The 21,872-nt window shown below is 46.9% G+C and carries 21 protein-coding genes; 13 read left to right on the forward strand and 8 right to left on the reverse strand.

Annotated elements, in window-relative coordinates; genetic code table 11:
- The first annotated feature begins 7 nt into the window (after positions 1-7).
- From ureE to menE, 5 genes are all read left to right on the forward strand, one after another.
- Positions 8-454 carry an urease accessory protein UreE gene (gene ureE, locus ACRRSX_RS21740; protein ID WP_432455508.1) on the forward strand — a complete coding sequence of 149 codons (447 nt, stop codon included), beginning with the start codon at positions 8-10 and terminating at the stop codon, positions 452-454.
- On the forward strand, positions 454-1,122 hold the full coding sequence (locus tag ACRRSX_RS21745) for an urease accessory protein UreF (RefSeq protein ID WP_432455507.1): 669 nt from the start codon (positions 454-456) through the stop codon (positions 1,120-1,122). The genes ureE and ACRRSX_RS21745 overlap by 1 nt, the downstream gene beginning before the upstream one ends.
- A gap of 31 nt (positions 1,123-1,153) precedes the next feature.
- The gene (gene ureG, locus ACRRSX_RS21750; protein WP_432455506.1) at positions 1,154-1,798 is read left to right on the forward strand and encodes an urease accessory protein UreG; all 645 of its coding nucleotides are present in this window, start codon (positions 1,154-1,156) and stop codon (positions 1,796-1,798) included.
- Between the two features lie 12 nt (positions 1,799-1,810).
- Positions 1,811-2,374 (forward strand): HupE/UreJ family protein, encoded by a 564-nt coding sequence (locus ACRRSX_RS21755; RefSeq protein ID WP_432455505.1) that lies wholly within the window; start codon positions 1,811-1,813, stop codon positions 2,372-2,374.
- A 96-nt stretch (positions 2,375-2,470) separates the two neighbouring features.
- Positions 2,471-3,880, forward strand: coding sequence for an o-succinylbenzoate--CoA ligase (gene menE / locus ACRRSX_RS21760; protein ID WP_432455504.1), 1,410 nt, complete (start codon positions 2,471-2,473; stop codon positions 3,878-3,880).
- Here the strand turns inward: menE and ACRRSX_RS21765 are convergent.
- Positions 3,850-4,059 (reverse strand): hypothetical protein, encoded by a 210-nt coding sequence (locus ACRRSX_RS21765; protein WP_432455503.1) that lies wholly within the window; start codon positions 4,057-4,059, stop codon positions 3,850-3,852. The two genes, menE and ACRRSX_RS21765, sit on opposite strands and share 31 nt — an antisense overlap.
- 281 nt (positions 4,060-4,340) lie before the next feature.
- Between ACRRSX_RS21765 and ACRRSX_RS21770 the strand changes: the two genes are divergently transcribed.
- From ACRRSX_RS21770 to ACRRSX_RS21785, 4 genes are all read left to right on the forward strand, one after another.
- Positions 4,341-5,195, forward strand: a complete 855-nt coding sequence (locus tag ACRRSX_RS21770) for a substrate-binding domain-containing protein (RefSeq protein WP_432455502.1) — start codon at positions 4,341-4,343, stop codon at positions 5,193-5,195.
- On the forward strand, positions 5,185-5,970 hold the full coding sequence (locus tag ACRRSX_RS21775) for a hypothetical protein (protein ID WP_432455501.1): 786 nt from the start codon (positions 5,185-5,187) through the stop codon (positions 5,968-5,970). The genes ACRRSX_RS21770 and ACRRSX_RS21775 overlap by 11 nt, the downstream gene beginning before the upstream one ends.
- 81 nt (positions 5,971-6,051) lie before the next feature.
- A complete protein-coding gene (locus tag ACRRSX_RS21780; RefSeq protein ID WP_432455500.1) occupies positions 6,052-6,675 on the forward strand; it encodes a tRNA-uridine aminocarboxypropyltransferase in 624 nt (207 codons plus the stop codon).
- Between the two features lie 315 nt (positions 6,676-6,990).
- Positions 6,991-8,679, forward strand: coding sequence for an NAD-dependent malic enzyme (locus tag ACRRSX_RS21785; protein WP_432455499.1), 1,689 nt, complete (start codon positions 6,991-6,993; stop codon positions 8,677-8,679).
- Between the two features lie 179 nt (positions 8,680-8,858).
- Here ACRRSX_RS21785 and ACRRSX_RS21790 read toward each other — a convergent pair whose 3' ends face one another.
- The 3 genes from ACRRSX_RS21790 to ACRRSX_RS21800 all read right to left on the reverse strand — a co-directional run bounded on the left by ACRRSX_RS21790 (position 8,859) and on the right by ACRRSX_RS21800 (position 11,818).
- Positions 8,859-10,151, reverse strand: coding sequence for a TRAP transporter large permease (locus tag ACRRSX_RS21790; protein ID WP_432455498.1), 1,293 nt, complete (start codon positions 10,149-10,151; stop codon positions 8,859-8,861).
- A gap of 26 nt (positions 10,152-10,177) precedes the next feature.
- Positions 10,178-10,678, reverse strand: a complete 501-nt coding sequence (locus ACRRSX_RS21795) for a TRAP transporter small permease subunit (RefSeq protein WP_432455497.1) — start codon at positions 10,676-10,678, stop codon at positions 10,178-10,180.
- Positions 10,679-10,744: 66 nt separating this feature from the next.
- Positions 10,745-11,818: a TRAP transporter substrate-binding protein gene (locus ACRRSX_RS21800; protein WP_432455496.1), complete on the reverse strand. Its 1,074-nt coding sequence runs from the start codon at positions 11,816-11,818 to the stop codon at positions 10,745-10,747.
- A gap of 243 nt (positions 11,819-12,061) precedes the next feature.
- Here ACRRSX_RS21800 and ACRRSX_RS21805 point away from each other — a divergent pair, with 243 nt between their 5' ends.
- The 3 genes from ACRRSX_RS21805 to ACRRSX_RS21815 are packed head-to-tail and all read left to right on the forward strand — an operon-like array spanning position 12,062 to position 14,343.
- Positions 12,062-13,492 carry a cache domain-containing protein gene (locus ACRRSX_RS21805; protein WP_432455495.1) on the forward strand — a complete coding sequence of 477 codons (1,431 nt, stop codon included), beginning with the start codon at positions 12,062-12,064 and terminating at the stop codon, positions 13,490-13,492.
- Positions 13,489-14,112, forward strand: a complete 624-nt coding sequence (locus ACRRSX_RS21810) for a response regulator (protein WP_432455494.1) — start codon at positions 13,489-13,491, stop codon at positions 14,110-14,112. Before ACRRSX_RS21805 ends, ACRRSX_RS21810 begins: the two co-directional genes overlap by 4 nt.
- Before the next feature lie 54 nt (positions 14,113-14,166).
- Complete coding sequence (locus tag ACRRSX_RS21815; RefSeq protein ID WP_432455493.1) at positions 14,167-14,343, forward strand: hypothetical protein; 177 nt, start codon at positions 14,167-14,169, stop codon at positions 14,341-14,343.
- 115 nt (positions 14,344-14,458) lie between these two features.
- On the opposite strand, the gene ACRRSX_RS21820 is transcribed toward ACRRSX_RS21815, so the two are convergent.
- On the reverse strand, positions 14,459-16,135 hold the full coding sequence (locus ACRRSX_RS21820) for a DUF342 domain-containing protein (RefSeq protein ID WP_432455492.1): 1,677 nt from the start codon (positions 16,133-16,135) through the stop codon (positions 14,459-14,461).
- A 357-nt stretch (positions 16,136-16,492) separates the two neighbouring features.
- On the opposite strand from ACRRSX_RS21820, the gene ACRRSX_RS21825 reads away from it, so the two are divergent.
- On the forward strand, positions 16,493-16,999 hold the full coding sequence (locus tag ACRRSX_RS21825; RefSeq protein ID WP_432455491.1) for a hypothetical protein: 507 nt from the start codon (positions 16,493-16,495) through the stop codon (positions 16,997-16,999).
- A gap of 57 nt (positions 17,000-17,056) precedes the next feature.
- Here ACRRSX_RS21825 and ACRRSX_RS21830 read toward each other — a convergent pair whose 3' ends face one another.
- From ACRRSX_RS21830 to ACRRSX_RS21840, 3 genes are all read right to left on the reverse strand, one after another.
- Positions 17,057-19,639, reverse strand: a complete 2,583-nt coding sequence (locus ACRRSX_RS21830) for a S8 family peptidase (protein WP_432455490.1) — start codon at positions 19,637-19,639, stop codon at positions 17,057-17,059.
- A gap of 285 nt (positions 19,640-19,924) precedes the next feature.
- Positions 19,925-20,638: a hypothetical protein gene (locus ACRRSX_RS21835; protein WP_432455489.1), complete on the reverse strand. Its 714-nt coding sequence runs from the start codon at positions 20,636-20,638 to the stop codon at positions 19,925-19,927.
- Positions 20,639-20,651: 13 nt separating this feature from the next.
- Entirely contained in the window at positions 20,652-21,866 is a 1,215-nt protein-coding gene (locus ACRRSX_RS21840) for a flagellar assembly protein T N-terminal domain-containing protein (RefSeq protein ID WP_432455488.1), read from the reverse strand.
- Positions 21,867-21,872 lie beyond the last annotated feature (6 nt).

The following is a 21,872-nucleotide window of genomic DNA, read 5'->3' on the forward strand; positions in this document are numbered from 1 at the left end:
AGAATGAATGTTAAAGGTGTATCAAACCCTCCATCACTACCATGGTCCGGTCCATCACCGCGTGGTATTGAGCTACGAGTTACGCAAAAAGGCCCGGATCAAGGCGCAAACCGAGGCCCAGCAAGAAATTGGCTTCTTCTTAGAACGCGGTCAGGTGCTACAAAATGGTCAACTGCTGGAAGCCGACAATGGTGAAGTGGTTGAAATTAGAAGTGCCGATGAACTGGTCACCACCGCTTATAGCGATGACCCATTGATGTTCGCCAAAGTCTGTTACCACCTAGGCAACCGCCATACCCCTCTGCAAATTGGCGAGGGTTGGGTTCGTTTTCAACCCGACCATGTATTGCAAGATTTAGTGGAATTGTACGGTTTGCGGGTGGAGCAACACCAAGGCCCCTTTGATCCCGAGACAGGAGCCTATCACAGCCACTTACCGGGACACAGTCACTAATGGCCAGTCTGGCGCAACTGCAACTCATGCGACTGGTAAGCCCCAGCTTACCAGTGGGAGGGTTTGCCTACTCGCAAGGTTTGGAGTACGCCATCGAAAATGCTTGGGTGACTAACCCCGCCGCGCTAAAAGCTTGGGTCCAGGGCTGTTTGGAAGCAGGCCTTGCCTGTCTGGATATCCCAATGCTCGCGGCTTTATACCAAGCTTGGTCGATACAAGATTACCGCCGCTTTGAACAGCTTAATCTGGAACTCATCGCCAGCCGAGAGACTCGGGAGTTAGAGTTAGAAGACGTTCAAATGGGCAATGCGCTACGCGTTTTATTACAACAGCTCGACGCCGACATCATCGCGCCATTAAGTGATGAACCGATGAGCTGGACCAGTATGTTTGCGGTTGCAGGTGAACATTGGCAGATCCCACTCAACGACTTGGCAGATGGCTACCTATGGACATGGTTAGAAAACCAACTAGCGGTGGCGGGTAAAACGTTACCGCTCGGGCAAACCGCCTGCCAAAAGCTACTTAGCGAGTTGCTACCCTTGTTGCCGCCCGCACGCGCCTATGGCCTGGCTTTGCCCTTTGAACAAATTACCGGGTCGCTGCCCGCCTTAAGTTTGGCCAGCACCCTTCACGAAACCCAATACTGCCGCTTGTTCCGCTCTTAATCGGCGAAACTGAGCCAATCGAGGATATAAAATGACCATTAAACAAACTTTACGCGTCGGGGTCGGTGGCCCTGTCGGTTCGGGGAAGACCGCCTTACTGACCGCCCTTTGTCGCGAACTGAAAGACCGCTTTAACCTAGCGGTGGTAACCAACGACATTTACACCAAAGAAGATGCCCAGTTTCTGTTGCGTCACAACGCACTGGCCGAAGATCGAATCTTAGGGGTTGAAACTGGTGGCTGTCCCCATACCGCGATCCGTGAAGATGCCTCGATGAACCTTGCTGCAATCGCCGAGTTAAACCGTCGGCATCAAGGCCTAGATTTAGTGCTGGTAGAAAGTGGCGGCGATAATCTCAGTGCCACCTTTAGTCCAGAGCTGAGCGACTTAACCCTGTATGTGATTGACGTTAGCGCTGGCGATAAAATTCCCCGCAAGGGCGGCCCAGGGATCACCAAATCTGACCTACTGATCATCAACAAGACCGATCTGGCCCCTTATGTAGGTGCCTCGCTGGACGTGATGGATCGCGATGCAAAAAAAATGCGCGGCGAACGCCCCTTTGTTTTTAGCAATCTCAAAACCAACCAAGGTTTACAAGACATCATCAACTTTATTATCGAGCAAGGCATGTTAGAAGAAAGCTCTGCAAACCTCGCCAATTCAACCCTTTAACGGAGATCTCCCATGAAAAAATTACTTAGTATCGGTTTACTCGCCCTGGTCAGCTTCCCCAGCTTGGCCCATGAAGGCGTTCATAATGGCTTGAGCGCGGGGATCTTACATCCACTGACTGGTCTTGACCACCTGCTCGCCTTAAGCCTTATTGGTCTATTAGCCAGTCAAACGGGCAAACTCAAACTCAGCTTAATGCAAAGCCTGTTCGCCTTAGTTTTAGCCGCCGTTGTCGCCAGCTTTGGTTTTGTGCCACCGATGCTGGAAACGGGTCTCGCCATTTCACTGTTAGTGATGGCGCTATTAGTGGCCAAGCTACTGCCCAGTTCGGCGAGTGCCGTGACCGCTGCGGTTTGTATTGTCGCCGCACTTCATGGTGCAGCGCATGGTAATGAGGTGCCAGCAAGCGCCGATGTGAAGCTATTTTTTGCCGGCTTTATTGCCAGTTCGATAGCCATCATTTGTGGGGGGTATCTGCTTGGAAACTTGGTTCAACGTTCACCCTATGGTCTAAAGTTGATGCGCGGCTATGCCAGCGTAGCGGCCTTCTTTGGCATCTCAGCCTTAATCGCTTAAACCTTACCCAGTGCAGCAAACCTGCTGCACTGGGTACTCGCCGCCAAGCATCGACTTAGCGGCGACAAAGCTCACCAAGTACGGCATAATGCCGCCATGAATTGCGATCCCCTACAGCAACATCCGCTGCATCAGACTTGCCAACAACACCCGAACCGGGTGGCCCTGAGTATTGGCGAACAGCACTATAGTTATCAACAGTTACAGGCAATGGTGGGCGTTACCGCAGCACAACTGCGTCGGCAAGGCCTTAGCCGAGGCGACCGACTCAGCTGTTTTGGTGATGACCAGCTACGCATGTTGCTACTACAGTTAGCCAGTTTAGAACTAGGCTATATTTTTTGCCCACTCAACCACCATCACCCAGTGAGTCAACTGCAAAGCCTTAGCGAGCGAATTGATGCCAAGTTCTATTGGACTGATAGCCAAGCAACACTGAGCGGTCGCCAAAGAGTTGAATTTAATCCTCAGCAAAGAGATTTAAAGGCAATTTCGCCAGACCAAATACAAACCAGCCAAGCGATAAGCATGGTGTTTACTTCAGGTAGCAGTGGCCCAGCAAAGGCGGTGGTGCACAGTTGGGCAAATCATTACTTCAGTGCCTTGGGTTCGCACAGCATGCTCCCGCTGGTGCCCCAATCTCAATGGTTATTATCCTTGCCGCTTTATCACATTGGTGGACAGGCCATTGTATGGCGTTGCCTATTAGCGGGGGCCGGGATCGTCGTGGCACAGAACAAGGGCCAACTGTATGCCGACTTAGTGAGCAGCGCCACCAGCCATGTCTCCTTAGTACCAACGCAACTTTACCGGCTATTACAGCGCCCCGATTTTAACGCTGCCAATTTGCAGCTAAGCACGCTCTTAATTGGCGGCGCAGCCTGCAATGATAGACTCATCGATGCAGCACTCGAGCGGGGATTTCAGGTCTATAGCTCCTATGGTAGTAGCGAAATGAGTTCACAGGTGGCCACCCGCAACCATCGATTAGGCCAGCGAGGCTATCAATTACTGCCCTACCGACAAGCCAAAATAGAGGCACAACAAATCCTGCTACGGGGCGAAACACTATTTCTCGGCTATTGGCAGAATGGTGGGATTTGCCCAGTCGTCGACCAAGAGGGCTGGTTTAACAGCGGTGATCATGGGCGAATGCAACAAGATAATCTTTATCCCTTGGGTCGCAGTAATCATATGTTTATCTGTGCAGGTGAAAACATCCAGCCAGAAGAAATCGAACAGGCCTTGTTGCAGCACCCGCAAATTAGGCAGGCGATTGTGGTGGCACAAGATAGCGCCGAGTACGGCCAGCGACCAGTAGCGTTTATCGCTGGCCCAAACGGCTTGACAAGCCACCGCTTAAATCAATTCTTACGGCGGCAACTAGCGGCTATCAAACTGCCGATAGCCTATTATGCTTTGCCAGAAACGAATTCGCTGAAACCCTCGCGCAGCGAATTAACCAAGATAGCGAATCACAAATCCAGTTGTTGTGACCAGTGTTGATACTCAAAAATTGTAATCCAAGATTGTTGATAAGCGTGTTGCAGCGCGCTGTGCTGCTGTTCTTTCAAGTTAATCTCACTGTCGGGAACAAAACAACAAGTCCCTTTCAAAAATTGCTCTCGTTCAGCTAAATAACGATTTAATAAACCGGTTTTTGCAAAATCGATTTCACTTTTCATAAGCACTCCTTACAAGCAAATTAATCGCTAGCGCTTGGTGCCCGCGCCCGCCAAACAGCGGCGCTGCACTCGACTTAGATTTATCACGCTTGGCGATCCCCGACAAGCTTTATTCAACAGACAAGCGAGCAAATCAGCTTACCGGTCACGAATAACAACTTCACCGCCTTCCAGATACAAACAAAAACCAGCGTTCAAAAATGATGAAAGCTTATCCTAACAGCTTACTCTGCAATCATTTTCTGCTAGCCTTATACAAGGCTTCCCGATCATAACGAGTAATGATGGCCCTCCCCAACATCCAATTACTGCGTCAGTTTGTACAATATTACGAACAAAGCCATCATTTTCCTGAACGAACCAGCGCAACTCAACGCAAGCAACTATTTATAGAACTTGAGCGCCAGCTTAACTGCCAGTTGTTTAATCACGATTACCAGAACCTAAATTCGCAAGGGCAGCTACTTTATCAACGAGCGAAACAACTACATTCTCAGCTATACAACTTACTCAGTGACCAACAACACCCGATTCAGCCACAACAAATCATCATTGGAATAGATGAGTTTGTACCTTGTCAAAGTCTATTGCACTACTATCCACGCTTTATTAGCGAACTATCGCTGCAACAGTTAAAACTAGTGCAACTTGGCTCACAACAGCTATCAGAACAATTAATCCAAGGGGAAATTGATATTGCCTTACGAGTTGCCCGTCAGCAAAAACCTGCAAAAACCCATTCGCGCCGTTACTGCAATCTTAGCTTAGCCCTGGCCTGCGCTGCACGGCATAGTTTGAGTAAACACCAACAACTTAGTGTCGAACAATTACAAGGCCATCGCCAGCTTTGCTTACCTCACCTTCCCATCGAACTGCAACTCAACCGAGTCAATTGTTGGCAACTGGAACATCGCGAGCTCCTTCATGATCTATTGGTATTAGGTATGGGATGGGCCTTTGCCCCACGGCATTGGTTAGAGGCGAGCTTTCGTAATGGCAGCTTAATTGAATTACATCTGAGTAATTATTTTTCACCAACCAAATTAGAGATAGAAATACTATGGTTAAGCAGCCAACGAGACAGCCAGGTCGCCCATTGTTTAAACCTGTTAGGACTGAGCGCTTATGATGGATGAACACGCCACCCTTGCCGCTTTACAAAGCTTTGTTTGTTTAGCCAAGCAAGCCGACCTCAATGCTTGTTCCGAGCAGCTAGCTTTGCCCACCGAGCGGATCCTAGAGCAACTGGAACAACTGCAGCAGCGACTGGCCTGTAGTCTATTTGTACAAACCGGTCAGTTCTATCAATTAAGCCACGCAGGCCTAGCCTTAGTTGAACAAGCCGAGCTAATTGTGGGTCGTTACGCCGAGCTCCAGCGGCACTGTCAGCACTTGCAACAGGCCAAAAGTTTACAACTCAGTATCAGTTATCAAGCCTGGTTTCCCAGCCCTTGGTTAACTTTACTCGCACAGCAGTTACATCGTTATGATCCGCTATTGGAGCTCCGCTTTAGCGGTTCTCAACAACACTCGGTACACTTTAGTTTTTCAGCGAACAAGCAACATGCAGCAGCTGAAGTATTCCCCTGGAAACAAGCGCAGCTCGTAAAAGTGGCACATCCCAAACTAGTGAATCATCGCCAGCAGTTCGACGCACATTTAAAGCTTTTCGATATGAGGGAGCCACAGCAAAGCAATCTGTTTATGGGTGAAACCTTGCTACTCGATGCGCTACAAGCGGGCCTCGGGTGGGCAATATTGCCACAGATCAGTGTCGAATCACGCTTAGCCGAAGGAACCCTCAAAGCCTGGCCAAATCTGCTAGGCGAACAAGCAACATACATTCATCTATCGGCGCACTGTCCGAGCGACCTCCGTCACTTTTTGATGCAGCAGAAAGATGTCGCTTAAACGGGCCGTCACTAACGGACAATGCCAATTGAAGCCGAGATAGGTATAATTAACCATTGCCAACATTCATCAATCGAGATCATGAGTCGACCCCATTGCGCCCGCTGTTTACGCCCACAAAGTCACTGCTTATGCCCATACATTCAACACTGTCGGCATCGGCATCCGCTTATTATCTTACAGCACCCAAGTGAACAGAAGCAGGCCAAAGGTACTGCTCACTTAGCTTGTTTAGCCTTAGAGCAAGCGCAATTAATATCTGGTGAGCAGCCCGAAGATTTCGCCGCCTTACGCCAAGCTGTAGAGCAACAACCACAACAGTATTGGCTAATTTACCCCAGTGAGCACAGTCAAAGCCTCGAACAACAGGCGTGTCTGGCGCTCACTCAGCAGACCACTCTGCATACGCCTGCGCTTTATCCCACGTTGATATTTTTAGATGGCACCTGGCGTAAAGCGCAAAAACTCTGGCACCTCAACCCTTGGTTACATGCTCTGCCCCAGTTTCACTTTACCAGCCCGCCTCAAGGCCAATATAAAATACGTAAAACCGCCATTGCACAGGGACTCTCCACTATCGAAGCCATCGGCTATGCCTTACAGCAAGTCGAAGCATTCAACCCTAGACCACTCTCCGCAATATTGGAAGCGCTGGTGACTCAACAACTCAAGGCGATGCCTCAGCAAGTTCAAGCCCGTTACTAAATCCTGAGGAACGGATAGCCAAGCGACAAATAGTGACAAGCATCATTAAATTAACATATTCGCAACATTGGACTGGCGATTTAGCGGCTGTGATTTATAATTACATTAGTCGGTTGTCGCTTTTAGATGCTCAGGCTGTAATACTTGGTTTACCAAGCGTTATGCCTTCCCAATCTACTAGCGGTGCCGGCTCGCCTATATTAAGCCCACATTCGATCAACATTAAGCTAACATTCGATACAAATAACCATGACCTAGCGTGCAGAATGTGAAAAAATAACCATTCCTCTGTGCTTAGCGAAAGACCTTGTCGATATGGATGATAAAAAACGCCCACTTTACTTACCCTATGCCGGACCGGCACTGTTAGAAACCCCACTACTGAACAAAGGCAGCGCCTTCAGCCAAGAAGAGCGGATTTTCTTTAACTTAGAGGGACTACTGCCCGAAGCCATCGAAAGTATCGATGAACAAAGTGAACGAGCCTACAAACAATACCAAAGTTTCACCAATGATCTTGATCGACATATTTACCTACGCAATATTCAAGATACCAACGAGACTTTGTTTTACCGACTCGTCGAAGACCATATCAGCGAGATGATGCCAATTATCTACACTCCCACCGTAGGCGCGGCCTGTGAGCAATTCTCTAATATTTATCGTCGCTCTCGGGGGCTATTTATTTCTTACCCCAATCGCCACCGTATCGATGAACTACTGAACAATGCCACCCGTCACAACGTAAAGATTATCGTGGTGACCGATGGCGAACGGATCTTAGGCTTGGGCGATCAAGGCATCGGAGGCATGGGGATCCCAATTGGTAAATTGTCGCTGTACACTGCGTGTGGCGGGATCAGCCCAGCCTACACCTTACCCATCGTATTGGACGTGGGCACCGACAACCAGCAGCTATTGAATGACCCAATGTATATGGGATGGCGTCATCAACGGATCGGCGGCGAAGAATACGCTCAGTTCATTGAGTTATTTATGCAAGCCGTGATGGTGCGCTGGCCGGAGGCTCTGATCCAATTTGAAGACTTCGCCCAAAAAAATGCCATGCCACTCTTACAACGCTATAAAGATCAATTGTGCTGCTTCAATGACGATATTCAGGGAACTGCAGCAGTCGTCGTCGGTTCATTATTAGCCGCCTGTAAAGCCGCCGACTCGGCGTTAAGCGAACAAAGGATCACCTTTGTAGGCTCAGGGTCAGCCGGTTGTGGGATCGCCGAAGCGATTGTGCGCGCCATGATCGAAGAAGGGATCAGTGAACAACAAGCCCGCAGCCAAGTTTTCATGGTCGATCGCTGGGGTTTACTGCAAAGCAACATGCCCAACCTGTTAGACTTTCAACAGCGCCTGGCACAACCCGCCGAGCTGCAGCAACTATGGGGCTTGAGCAGTGACAGTCTATCCTTACTCGATGTGGTCGAACACGCAAAACCGACCGTGCTGATCGGCGTCTCTGGCGCCCCGGGAGTATTCAATCAAGCGATCATAGAAACCATGCATCGGCACTGTGAAAAACCCATCGTATTACCCTTATCAAACCCTACCAGCCGAGTTGAAGCACTTCCCGAAGACATCCTTCGTTGGACCCAAGGGCAAGCGCTAGTGGCGACCGGAAGCCCCTTTTCTCCAGTAAAACTAGGAGAGCAGAGCTACCCCATCGCCCAATGTAACAATAGTTATATTTTCCCCGGCATTGGCCTTGGCGTCTTAGCGAGTCAAGCGACTCGAGTCAGTGATGAGATGTTAATTGCCAGCAGCCGAGCCTTAGCCGAATGCTCACCGTTGGCCAATGACGGCGAGGGGGCTTTGCTGCCTCCCCTCGAAGAAATTCGCATCGTTAGCAAACACATCGCTTATGCGGTCGCCAAAACGGCCATGCAACAGGGTTTAGCAATCCCCATCTCTGATGAAGTATTAAGTCAGACGATTGAAACCAGCTTTTGGCGCCCAGAATACCGTCACTACAAGCGCACTTCGTTCTAGACTTTGCAAGCACTCAACAGTCTCTAAAGCTGTTGAGTGCTCGCACTTGGTTTGAGTTAAACTAAATCTTCCTGAGCCTTTCGGATGATTGATTCAGCATGTTTCCAAGGATTGTTATCACTTTATTCCCAATAAAATACCACCAAAGATTAATCGCCGCCCAATCATCTCAAACTCAGCTAAACCGAAAAACCATAAAACTCGGGGAAAATAAGTAGCGATACCAACACTAAAATTTGTAGCGCGATAAACGGAATAACACCTTTGTAAATATCGGTGGTTTTAATCGCTGGGGGAGCCACACCTTTTAAATAAAACAAGCTAAAACCAAAGGGCGGGGTAAGAAAAGAAGTTTGTAAGTTCATGGCGATCAAAATCGCAAACCAAGTTAAGTTAATCCCCATCAGGTCGGCAACCGGATATAACATCGGCACCACGATAAACGATATTTCTACAAAATCGATAAAGAAACCCAGCACCAATATGACTAACATCGTTAAGATCAAGAATCCCCATTTATCTCCAGGAAGGCTGGTCATCACTTGCTCAATGACCTCTTCGCCACCGGTGTAGGAAAACACCATCGAGAAAGCCGTCGCACCAATGAAAATAGCGAACACCATCGCAGTAACGTTAACCGTTTCCAAGGCCGACTGATAAATAATTTTCCAAGAGAACTGACGATATAACAAAGACAACAAAACAGCGCCAACACCACCAATCGCCGAAGATTCAGTGGGCGTAGCAATGCCATAGAAGATAGAGCCCAATACCGCAATCATTAAGCTTAAGGGGGGAGCTATCGCCTTAAAGGCCTTCCAACAAGGCTTGAGACCATGCCCAGCAACTTGATCTTTAGGTAAAGCGGGGGCCATTTCAGGCTTGAGAAAGGCAATCAGCAACACATATAAAATGAATGCCCCAACGAGCACCCCTCCCGGCATTAATGCGGCCTTGAATAGGTCGCCAACCGGAACTCCCATCACATCCCCTAGAATAATCAAAATAATCGACGGCGGAATAATTTGACCAAGGGTGCCCGAGGCACAGATCACGCCAGTAGCAAGCCCCTTGTTATATTTATATTTCAGCATCACCGGCAAGGAAATAACCCCCATCGCCACCACCGAAGCGCCCACCACGCCTGTTGATGCAGCCAACAACGCGCCAACTAGAATGGTGGATACCGCTAAACCACCGCGTACGCCTCCAAATAGCTGGCCCATCGCTTCCAATAGCTGTTCAGCAAGACGTGTTTTTTGCAACACGATCCCCATAAAGATGAACAACGGTACCGCCATTAATACTGAGTTTTGCATGATGCTCATGATACGAAAGGGCATAAATGCAAATAGCTCGAAGCCTTCGGAAAGAACCCCAAATACCAGCGCCACGCCGCCAAAAACAAAGGCCACCGGAAAACCAGTTAATAGCATGCATAAGGCTACGAAAAACATGACAATCCCAATCATGAAAACTTCCTTTTAGCGACGACGAGTTAGTGCTGATTTCGCAGCTGAATTAAATTTTTGAGTAACATGCCTAGGCCGCTTAACGCGACACATAGCGCTGAAATAGGGATCATCGCTTTAATTAGCCAGCGATAAGCCAAGCCACCTGGGTCACCACTAATTTCACCAAGATGATAAGACTCCAAGGCGAAGTCATATCCGTACCAAACCATCAACCCACAGAATGGTAACAGCAATAGCAGCACCCCCAAGCTGTCTATCCAAGCCTTTTTACGACGAGATAACTTGTCATAGATAATGTCCACTCGCACGTGTCCTTCGGCCTGTAAGGTCGAGGCAATTCCCAATAAAAACATCGCCGAGAATAAGTGCCATTCCAGCTCCTGCATACCAATTGAACTGGAGCGAAAAAAGTAACGCATCACCACGTCATAAAAGATATTTACCAGCATCAACAGCATCAATACCGCAGTGAGAGACGCAATTCCTTTAGAGAAACCATCAATAGCTCGTTGCCAACGCAACATCTTTCACCTCCCCTTTAATTTGTCGGTGGAGGCGCTAGCCGCCACTGCCGCCAGCGCCTTAAGCCACTACAAATCTTGGGTACTATTTAAGTAACCTTGCTCAGAAATGGCAGTATAAGCTCGTATTTGCTGCATAAATTGCTGCTGCGATTGAATTATCTTAGCGGCCATCGGGTCGCTCGCAGCCTTCTCTTGGAGCAATGCATCATTGGCTTCCTTCAAGGCTTTAATCACCGTCACCGGGAAGGTCTTCACTTGAATATTTGGATACTCCTGCAACATGGTTTGCCAGTTCTTGGCACTTTCAGCATAGGAATGAATAAACATGTCGTAAGCCGCCTTACGCATCGCGACCACAAGGATCGCTTGCAAATCTTTCGGTAAACTTTCAAGCTTTTTCTTATTCGCGATAAACATTAACTCAGTGGCTGGTTCATGCCATCCCATGTAGTAGTAGGGCGCGATTTTATGGAAGCCCATTCGCAGATCCAATGATGGCCCCACCCACTCCAGCGCATCGATAGTATTCCGCTCTAAGGCGGTATATAACTCACCGGGCGGAATATTCACTGGTGTTGCGCCAAGCTTAGCCAATACTTCACCTGCAAATCCGGGAATACGCATTTTAAGATTCTTTAAATCGTCTACCGAGTTAATTTCTTTGCGGAACCATCCCCCCATCTGTACTCCAGTATTCCCGCCAGGAAAGGGCAGCAAGTTATGCTCAGCGTAAACCTGATCCATCAAGGCTTGACCGCCACCATATTGCAACCAGGCATGTTGCTCAGGGGCATTCATACCAAAGGGCATCGTAGTGAAGTAGAGAGTATTCGGGACCTTACCTTTATAGTAATAAGAGGCGGAATGACCTAAATCGTATTGACCACTTTTCACCAAATCAAACACGCCAAACGGCGCTTTGTGTTTGTTGGCGGAGTCGACCCGAATTTTTAAACGCCCATTGGACATCTCGTCGGCCATTTTCACCATGTTTTTCACAGCGTCACCAAATACTGGAAAATTGGGCCCCCAGCTTTCGGCGAGTTTTAATTTATAAACTTTCTCTGCGGCCAAAGCCGTGGAACTAAAGGCAATAATGACCGAAGCCAATAATGTTTTACTGCAGAGGGACTTAAGCATGTGATTCACCCTTTCCTTATCATCCGTTGATTATTTTAGGTATGACCAGTATTCGCTGCTCACGAATTGAGTACCAACAATGTTATCATATTGTTAACGGGACGCTATCCGCTAAACTACGGTTTTCGATTACGTAAAATCACGTAGCCTTATACTTTGGTATAAGTTCGTACGATTTCACTATTTTAGCTCAGGCAACAGACTTAACATTAAATTAACATGAAATAATGAGACGCTTCGGTCATGTGGTCGCTTAAAATTAAAATTATTCTACTGTCGGTGGTTCCCCTGATTTTCGTTACAGCCTTAATTGCTAGCTTGGTCTTTAAGCAATCATCAACGCTGGCAAAGCAACAGCTTAAGCTGATCAAAACCAATATCATGCACAGCAAAACCCTGGAACTGCAAAATCATATCGCGCAAGCCTTTGCGAGCATTCGCAATATTTATGAGCCAGCGTCTGCCAACGATCAATACGCGAAACAGCAAGTTCGAGACATCCTCACTCGACTACGCTTTAGTGAAGATGGTTATTTTTTTGCGTACACCTTAGATGGACTAAATTTAGTACACCCGATATTGCCCGAATTAGTCGGAGAAAACCTTTGGAATTACCAAGATGCGGAAGGCACCATGTTAATTCAGGATCTGATTACTCAGGCGAAAGCTGGCGGCGGTTTCAGCCATTACTTATGGGAAAAACCCAGTACCGGAAAACGGGTGAAAAAGCTGGCTTATGTGGTCCTGCTCGACAAGTGGCAATGGATGCTAGGCACTGGCGTCTATCTCGATGATGTGGATGCAGAACTGGCTCGAATCAAGCTGCAAACCGAGCAAAATATTGATCATAATTTTATATGGCTATTCATCGTCACCAGCATTTCAGGCATTGTGATCGCTTTACTAGGCACCTCTCTCAACATTTCCGAACACAAGCTGGCCGATAAAAAACTGAAAGCGCTCACCCAACGAATCATCGACTCCCAGGAACAAGAGCGACAGCGCGTGAGTCGTGAATTACATGACGGTATTAATCAACTGCTTGTCTCTATTAAGTATCGCCTAGAAAGCGCAACCGAATGCAGCAACACCCCAACAACCATCAGCGTTAGCTTGCACCAAGGACTCCACACCATTAATCAAGCAATCGGTGAAATAAGACGTATTTCCAAAGATCTACACCCAAGTATATTAGATGATCTTGGCCTCGGCGCGGCTTTAACCAGTCTCAGCCAAGAATTTGAACAACGCACCGCTATCGACGTATTTTTCGAATGCGACATCAATGCCATTCACATACCAGCAATGGTCCAAACCACCTTATATCGGATCACTCAGGAAGCTCTACAAAATATAGAAAAACATGCTGCTGCTGATACTGTCGATATTCTATTAACGCATCGTAAACAACAACTCCAGATGTCCATTCGCGACAATGGTTGTGGTTTTGAAATCGAAAACAAATCAACTCAAGCAAACTTCAAACAATTTGATCTAGGCTCCGAGTTCGCCAGTAGCGGCTTGGGTTTACGCAATATATTTGAACGAATTTCCCACATCGATGGCCAAGTGAGTATCCATAGCCAACTTGCGAAAGGGACTCAAATTACCATCAAACTCCCGTTACAAAAGTGCTCAACATTCAGCCAAATACCCTTGGAGCAAATTACATGACCTCAGTTTTACTCGTCGATGATCATCCCTTGGTACAAGATGGTTTGAAGATGCGATTAGACACCACGGAAGAATTTGAAGTCGTAGGCACCGCTGCAGATGGGCAACAAGCCTTAGATTTAGTCATCCGCTTAAAACCCCAAATTGTGCTCACTGATATTAATATGCCCAAGCTCAATGGGATTCAGCTGCTAGAATTACTAGCAGTACAATCCCCCGAGACGAAAGTAATTATGTTAAGCATGCACAACAACAAAGCATACGTGCAAAATGCAATGCGTCATGGTGCCAAAGGCTACCTTTTAAAAGACATTACCTCTTGCGAGCTGGTCAACGCTTTACAAGCCGTTGCCAATGGCGGATGTTATATCAGTGCAGGGGTCTCTAACCAACTGTTCGAATCAGGCAAAACCAGCGCGGCCCTCAGTAAACGAGAGCAACAGGTATTGCAACGACTCGCTTCTGGCTGTAGTAACAAAAAAATTGCAGATAAATTATCGATTAGTATCCGTACCGTAGAAACCCATACCTTAAAGATCAGACGTAAACTGAAACTCGATAGTAGTGCGGCAATGATTAAATATGCGATAGATAACTATGGTTCTGGCATCGAATGTTGATTAAGATGTTTTATTCAACAATAACGAATCACTACTCGCAACTAGAGGCTGAATTTGAAGCGTTCTGACCTGAGTAAATCGAACAAACCGAATAAACAAAAACGCCCAAAAACCCAAGTTCGCTTGGTGAGTGGCTCAATGCAAACAAATGCCAATCAGCAGCTCGAAGGTGATTTTATTGCGGCCTTCGAATATGCCCTAGAACTCTTAGAAAAACCTAAAAATAATTAGTGGGTTATAACAGTGCTGTTGGACGCATTTCTACCAGAAACATGGCTTAAACTAACAGCTTGTGTCACTGGTCGATTCACGCCACACTCGACACCTTAGTCATTCAAGCTCGGTCTTACTTTTTACCCACTAGAGGCGTGAAGCTGATTTTACCCTCTTCATATTTGGTTTCGGTGGGGCCGTACTCCCGATTAGTAAATAATTTCTGACCCACAATATCTAAACGAACATTAGGGTGTAACTCTCGGCGCACCGTCAGCTTCGCCTTAGCAAAAAATTCTTGCTCTAATTGCTGATTATAATCGAGGGCAAAGTCAATTTGTACCAACTCCTGACGAGTATGATGTAAGGTTGCCGCAAGTTTATCGGCAGTATCGGGCTCCCGTTCTTCTTTTTTTACAGAACTCAACTTCATCTGGGCATCAAGCACCTTACCCAGCTTTTGGTGGAGAGTTTGCTTCACATTATTTAAGCTTCGACGCTCTTCTTGGATTTCATCAAAATCACCAGAGATAGTCAGCTGCGTTGCGGTGCCCGCAGTGGCGCCAAGTACTACAGTCGATATTTCATCACCAGCCTCGACAGAGCCACCAATTAAGGTTCCGCGCAAACCACCCGCATCACTCACCGTCACCTTTCCCTTACTCTCTATTTTACTATGCAGTAACTGGCTGGTCACGGTCACATCTTTTTCCGCTTGGACATGAGAGTACTGTATAAAAGTGGCATGCACTTCGCCTTGGGCTTGAATCGAACAGGAGTAGTTTTCGTCCCCTTCCTTGAGTCGGTGGCCTATCACCCCTTTACCAACCACTACATCACCACCCGCAACAATATTCGCCGATTCGACAAAACCATTAATATGTACATCGCCAGTCGCGGACACCTTCATACCTTCGGCAACGTTACCCGTGATTAATATGCTACCGCTAAAATCGACATGGCCATAGCTGACATCCACTTCTTTAATCGACAACACATCGTCAACTTTCATGCCATTTTCGATTTCCAAAGGCAGGCCGATACAGGTCGCCAGTAACAGGTTTTGATCATCATTTGCTATACGCGAACCCTCGCCCACGGTAAAAGGAATCTCTCGGCCTTGCTTAAAAGGTAAGGAATCGCCACAAACACTCATCCCCTGACGACCGACAGTGAAGGGATGGCGGCGCATCAAGGGCTTATCTGGCTCAACCGTTTCGAGGCTACCAAGGTCACGCATATCAACCCTACCATCACTGGTTTCCTGAGGTTGTAACAAACGTTCTTTAGGAGTGGCGACTAAGCGCTCGAAACGACTATCTTGACCATCAACCGCTGCACGACCTAAGGCCACAACCTTCTCCAATTTCATCCCCGGATCGGCAGTTCTAGCGGCGTTAAGCAATGCTAAAGCGCGTTGTTTTTGTAAACCGAAGCTCACCCCCGCTTCTTGCATAGCATTTACCAGATCCCCCTGAGAGATTGGCCTACCGCCATAGGCGGCGGTAATAGTGGCTCGAGCCACCATCTTATCCTCTGAAATTCGAATACTAATCTCAGCATTGCGAATACTGGCAATTTTTATAAAAGTATCGCCCCACTTCTTAATCAGTTCAGGAGACTCCCTCAACTCGGCAAACTTAGCAACAGCGTCTTGAATCGCCTCCTCATCAAATAAGTAGTGGCTATATTCAGAACGATGCAACAGTGCTTGAACATCGGTGACGCTAACATGGCTGTCTTGCGGTGTGATTTCGATTAACGCAGCCAACTTATCTTGCGATAAACGTAAACAACTCAATTCCAGCATTTAGCCCCCTTTCTCGTTTGGCGTTCACCATAACAAAACATACTTAAGCGATATTTTTCTATTATGCCTGTTCACATCCTGTTAACCAATAGTCGAGCAAGCTCTAGTCACCAACTAATTGAACTAGATCTTCATTTAGTATGATGAATAATAAAATTTATGTAACTTTACAAGATATTGATCAATAAAATCAGCAATCAAATATAAAATTCATCGCAAAACTAAGTGCCTTAATTTTGCCACAATACCGCTATTTTTAGTTGTACTTTCAACAACACATCACTACCTTGATAAGACGATGCGGGTCTGGCTCTCAAATCGCCTCACCACAATTTATTTTGAGGAAATGAGAATATTATGAAACTTTCCAAGCACAAGTTTAGCTATCTTCAACAAATCGCGATTGTACATATTATCGCTGGCCTCATCACCATGCTATTGGCCTATTATGTAGGGACCTTTAGTGCCATCGTTTTAGGCTTATCGATCATTGCTTATGCCGCTGTAGGCTTATGGTTCAACCAACGACTACGCAAACAACTCGTCAAGCCAATCGATCATAGTAGTTACTGGTTGTTTTTAGCCGTGGGACTATTACTAACGCTGTTTCCTGGAATCACTTTAGGTCTAGCCGCCCTGTGTTTAGGCGGCGGTTTGATCATCTACGGTATCCAAAGTTTCAAAGGCTCACGACTAAACGCGGGGCTGCTTATTTGGGCGAAGTGCCGAGCGCTGTTTAGCATCTTACTCGGTCTAGTGATTATCTTATCGGGAGCCGCTGGACTGGCGTGGTTAATCGGCATGTTGTTTGGATTACATATCTTCTTCTACGGCATCAACTTATGGATGCTCAGCAAAGCATAGGGTATTGGCTAAAAGCACTCTCCCACTTCAGCCAATACCCGACGTCATATCTCGCGATTATTCCTTTAAAATAGCGATATTTTGTGCGCTGCTAAACTGTGAGCTAATGGGTTCGATATCTAGGGTCAAGCCAATGATATTTCCATCAACGATGATGGAGGTAATATCATTACGCACCGGGTAAGCACCACACAGCTCTCCTTCATCACAAATACTCTCGTCCCTGTCGAGATCAGAAGTCACATAAAGACGATATTCACCGGCCTTCACTTGCGCAAAACTAAACGGGAACACTCCCCCAGTCATTGTCACCTGCTGTTGATAAGCTAGATTTTCTGTCACGGGATCAACCAAAAACACATAAACTAAACCACTATCATCGGCTTGCTGTTTGCTCACCGTCATCGATAAGCTGACTGGATATTCTCGACCATCGGAAGCGCTTAGAGTGATGGTGGTACTATAAGTACCATCGCTCAAATCAGTACGACTCACTTCAACCACATAGCGACCTAAGCCGTTACTATCGGCTTCACTGGAGTCAATGGTTAACCACCCAGCGTCTTTGGCCACACTTTGTACCGACAGGCCGCTATTCCCCACTAATGTTACAGTGAATTCAGCAGAACTTTCTGAAGAACTGAGGCTAATCTGACGAGTGCTTAAACGGAGATAACTAGAGATATTACCACTGCTATCAATTTGACTTTGCACCGCCTTCTCGGCATTTAATAAGCCATAACCATATTTATCATCTCGACCCACAGCACCAATATCATCACTGAGGCTCTCGCTGGCCAGTAAGTTCAAAAAATCTGCCGTGTTAAGGTTGGGATTAAGTTGTTTCATCAGCGCAACAACCCCAGCAACATGCGGACTAGCCATGCTGGTGCCATTTAAGTATTGGTAACTTGCAGTGAGACTAGCGCCCCTTTGATTCACATAAGTACTGTAGACCCCATCACCATAACCATCCCCATCTAAATCAACGCTACTATTGCCGCCCGGCGCAGCAATATCAATGTAACTGCCATAATTAGAATAAGAGGTAATCGTTTGGCTCGCGTCCACCGCACTAACACCAATAACATTGGCTAAGGCCGCAGGATAGCTTGCTTGAGAGGAGCTCTCGTTACCCGCTGCTGCGACCACAATAACGCCCTGAGCCACCGCAGCTTGTACGGCATCGTTTAATACTGAAGAACTACTGGTTCCGCCTAGGCTCATATTAATGACACTGGCAGCTTGTTTCGGCAAAAGACCCGAGGCATTGCTCAGGCCCGCCGCATATAAAATCGCCTGAGAAATATCATACAGCGTTCCGCCACCATAACCCAAGGCTCGTAAATTCATAATTTTCACATTAGGAGCGACACCTGCAACACCTATCGCATTGTCGGTTTGTGCCGCGATGGTGCCTGCCACGTGGGTGCCATGCCAAGATGAGCTACCATTGGTACCGCTCTGGTCGCCGGGGTCTTCAGGGTTACTATCAATGCCATCGCCATCAAGAGACATATCGCTATCAAGAATAAAATCGACACCATCATCGCTCAGTTGAGCTTGCAAATCAGGATGACTTTGGAACATGCCGGTGTCGATTACCGCCACCACAACATCGTTCAAGGTTTGCCCTTGCATTACCTGCCAAGCTGCCGCTAAATTAATTTGCTGATAATGCCATTGGCGAGCCACTAAGGGATCGTTAGATAATGCACTGGGCCGATAAAGATAATTAGGCGTCACCTTATCACTTCCCAGCCGATGGGCCATTTGCTTCACTTTCAGCAAACTGCGTTTCTTCACGCTATATTCGGCGGAAGCGTTATCGGAAAATCCAGCCACCTCAAGCGCGCTAGTGCTAGTCCCCAATGAGCGGACCCGAGCACCACTCTGCTGCAGATACAAGCTCATGCTTGGGCCAGCGCTCAGTAGCGATAACTCATCATCGGTGGTAGTCATGGCACGCGCCAAAGTTTGTGCTTGCTTGACTACGATTTGATCGTTCACAAAATCCTGTTGGGTGCTCAAGTACTGCCCAGCCGCCGTACTTTGCTGGTTTTGTGCAATCAAACGTAGTGTATAATTACCACGAGAGAGAGTTTGATTGGCATCCGTATAAGTGGTCACGAGTACATAGTAACTGTCGGCTGCATCGACACTGAGGTATTCAGTTTGATTCACGCCAATAGAGCTCGCCACCTCCGCATTCAGATCACTAACTCGATACAAAACCAGATCAAAATCACTGTTCGCTGCGCTTCCCTGTTGCCAGTCGGCGATTTCTAAGAATATCGACTGGCCCTGCTCTAAATCTACTTTATAAACATCAATATCATCATTCTCGTCGGCAAACCGATCATCGGCCACCCCCGTCGCTTCACTCGTTAAATAGCCACTAACTACGGCAATCGGTGGGAGTTGTTGCGCGGTACTGCTGGTATTGTTGGTTACATAAGGCGCATTAAAATCATTTACATCACTATCAATGACAGTATTCGATAATACGTTTGCGGTCCCTGAAAGCAGATAGCTTGGGAGTTCTTCTGTGACATTACCGTCACTACTACCATTACTCTCCCCACCCCCACCACAGGCAAACAAGCTTAATGCAAGTAACCAAAGCACAATAATTTTCATATATTCCCTTACCTAAACCGACACATTCTTCATGCCATCATATTCAATCTTCATCAAAAGAACATGTGAAGATATAATATCACTTAGTTTTTTTACATTTATGCTATGTAAAACAAAGGGTATTAAATTGTAAAGAATTGTCATGAGTCCGATCTTACTGCGCGGTGAACTCACTTGAAAACGACTGACGCGCTTTCACTCAGCGATGTAATACGCAGCAACATTAGCGGGTCTTGAAGAGAAGTGAAATACCAAGACTCCTCTCAATCAAAGAACAGCCAGCGATTAACTATTCTCTTCTATACCTTTTTGTTGATTAATTTTGGCTGCTTGAGCATCGAGAATGGCTTGAGGAATTGTCCCCTTGGTTTTAATTGCCCCGGTGAGGTTGGCTGCGGTTTTCGCTTCCGCCGATTCGGTCACTCCTGCAATTTTAGACCCGACCGCCTCTACTAAATCGCTGACACCTGCAATTTTGGACTCTGCACCAAGCGCCTGCTCTCCGATAGCTTTCACTTGGTCCAAGGCCGTTTGTTGGCCGACACTTTCCACGCTTGATGTCACTGCCGTGGCAATTGGGTTACCTGATAAACCAGCAACCAAAGCTGCCGCAAGCGTTTGCCCGAGTTGAGTAAATTGTGCTTCGATATCAGTTTTTAAGCCACTTTGTAATAAATCAGTTCCCGCTAAACCCGCAGCGATAGGATTTCCAGAGGCTAAACCTAAACCTAAATCCAAAGCTTTAGGCGCCAATTCTTCAAGACTTAGATCCTTCGGCTCAGCCTTTGCGGTTTGTTCCTCGGTGGTGAGCTTATCAGCCGCTTGCCCTAAGGACTCCGTAGCACTTGAATCACCTAACTGAAGCACTTGCTTTAGGGTTTCAGCAAAACCACCATTACTACTTTCTTCCGCGGTCTGTTGAGCGTTTACCTCGATAAGCTTAGGTTTATAAGCGATATCTTGGGTTGCGAGTGGCGTCGAGTTATAAGTGCTGCTCATTGTATCTTCCTTGCTAATTAATTGAGTCGTCTAGGGCAAAAGGGTCTTGATTAACCGCGACCAACACATCCCTAATTTGAATATTTGCCATTTCCGAGTAGCGCTGTGTGCTTAACACGGCTCGATCTGACTGTACCGATACAACCGTGAGTTGAGTATTGTCGGCATTAAAGATCGGGCCTTTTAAACCACCATCAAGATGCATCAGATATTGCTGACGAACCAGTTCAAATTTATCCCCTTTACGCACGCCGTTTACTCGTCCGATATTAATCACAACCTGACCATTATAGATACCAACAACTTTGGCGAGGCTTTGTCGGCAATACAACGAATCTTCAACATCTTGAACTGACTGATCTATATAGGAATCAATCAGTTTGCCATAATCCGAAGACCAAAACGTTTCACCAGTTACATCAAACTTCATAGTGACATCAAACGGCCACTCTCGATTCGAGCCATAATTTTTACGTAAAACAGTCTCTCCATTGATTCCATCAATCACAAACAACTTCATCTGAAAGTTTCGTTGTTTCACCGTATCACTGATGCCCAGCAGATTGGTGGAAGTCTCGTTATAACTGGACATATCGACGATTTGACCAAACAGGATGTATTGCACATCGAATTTTTCCGATAACGAACGAGCGAACGTGAGCATTTGCGATTCTAAATCATGCGAGTAACGACCATCCAAAGCAATTTGCTGAGTCATTAAATGACGCGCATCCACCCGCTTGCTGTTTTGCTTGAAACGATGAAAAACTCTTCGTGATACCTCTTCCGGTGTACGATAAATTCCGCCCAACTGAGCATGCTCACGCTTTTGTAGCTGAAAAGGACCAACAAATAAGGTCTTCGCATAACTGTCCTTTTCACAGCTATTAAGGGGAAAGATATCAGCCGCGACTTTCACCACAATCTGGTCTTCCTTGATCGTCTCAACTAACAGCTTCATGTCATACACTTCGCCATTAGTGCGAACCGTTAGTTCATCGGTTTCCAGCACTCCAGATTTAACAACCTGCAAAGACTTAACACTCGCCCCACCCCGATACATTAATGTGATCAACGCAGCTTGGATCGCTTGCTGGCGAGCAGTATCGACTTGACCATCAATAATCCGCGCCTGTCCTTCTCCCTCCAGCCACACGCCGTAACAAGGAACAACCAATAGCGCATACAAAAAAGCACTAGAGTAAATCAATCTCAATAGGTACATCATCAACTT

Origin of the sequence: Agarivorans sp. QJM3NY_30, assembly GCF_050870855.2 — a bacterium.
In the GTDB taxonomy this organism is placed as follows: Bacteria; Pseudomonadota; Gammaproteobacteria; order Enterobacterales; family Celerinatantimonadaceae; genus Agarivorans.

Coding starts and splice junctions, on each gene's coding strand:
- ureE (WP_432455508.1), top strand. CDS start 8: ATGTTAAAGGTGTATCAAACCCTCCATCACTACCATGGTCCGGTCCAT.
- ACRRSX_RS21745 (WP_432455507.1), top strand. CDS start 454: ATGGCCAGTCTGGCGCAACTGCAACTCATGCGACTGGTAAGCCCCAGC.
- ureG (WP_432455506.1), top strand. CDS start 1,154: ATGACCATTAAACAAACTTTACGCGTCGGGGTCGGTGGCCCTGTCGGT.
- ACRRSX_RS21755 (WP_432455505.1), top strand. CDS start 1,811: ATGAAAAAATTACTTAGTATCGGTTTACTCGCCCTGGTCAGCTTCCCC.
- menE (WP_432455504.1), top strand. CDS start 2,471: ATGAATTGCGATCCCCTACAGCAACATCCGCTGCATCAGACTTGCCAA.
- ACRRSX_RS21765 (WP_432455503.1), bottom strand. CDS start 4,059: ATGAAAAGTGAAATCGATTTTGCAAAAACCGGTTTATTAAATCGTTAT.
- ACRRSX_RS21770 (WP_432455502.1), top strand. CDS start 4,341: ATGATGGCCCTCCCCAACATCCAATTACTGCGTCAGTTTGTACAATAT.
- ACRRSX_RS21775 (WP_432455501.1), top strand. CDS start 5,185: ATGATGGATGAACACGCCACCCTTGCCGCTTTACAAAGCTTTGTTTGT.
- ACRRSX_RS21780 (WP_432455500.1), top strand. CDS start 6,052: ATGAGTCGACCCCATTGCGCCCGCTGTTTACGCCCACAAAGTCACTGC.
- ACRRSX_RS21785 (WP_432455499.1), top strand. CDS start 6,991: ATGGATGATAAAAAACGCCCACTTTACTTACCCTATGCCGGACCGGCA.
- ACRRSX_RS21790 (WP_432455498.1), bottom strand. CDS start 10,151: ATGATTGGGATTGTCATGTTTTTCGTAGCCTTATGCATGCTATTAACT.
- ACRRSX_RS21795 (WP_432455497.1), bottom strand. CDS start 10,678: ATGTTGCGTTGGCAACGAGCTATTGATGGTTTCTCTAAAGGAATTGCG.
- ACRRSX_RS21800 (WP_432455496.1), bottom strand. CDS start 11,818: ATGCTTAAGTCCCTCTGCAGTAAAACATTATTGGCTTCGGTCATTATT.
- ACRRSX_RS21805 (WP_432455495.1), top strand. CDS start 12,062: ATGTGGTCGCTTAAAATTAAAATTATTCTACTGTCGGTGGTTCCCCTG.
- ACRRSX_RS21810 (WP_432455494.1), top strand. CDS start 13,489: ATGACCTCAGTTTTACTCGTCGATGATCATCCCTTGGTACAAGATGGT.
- ACRRSX_RS21820 (WP_432455492.1), bottom strand. CDS start 16,135: ATGCTGGAATTGAGTTGTTTACGTTTATCGCAAGATAAGTTGGCTGCG.
- ACRRSX_RS21825 (WP_432455491.1), top strand. CDS start 16,493: ATGAAACTTTCCAAGCACAAGTTTAGCTATCTTCAACAAATCGCGATT.
- ACRRSX_RS21830 (WP_432455490.1), bottom strand. CDS start 19,639: ATGAAAATTATTGTGCTTTGGTTACTTGCATTAAGCTTGTTTGCCTGT.
- ACRRSX_RS21835 (WP_432455489.1), bottom strand. CDS start 20,638: ATGAGCAGCACTTATAACTCGACGCCACTCGCAACCCAAGATATCGCT.
- ACRRSX_RS21840 (WP_432455488.1), bottom strand. CDS start 21,866: ATGATGTACCTATTGAGATTGATTTACTCTAGTGCTTTTTTGTATGCG.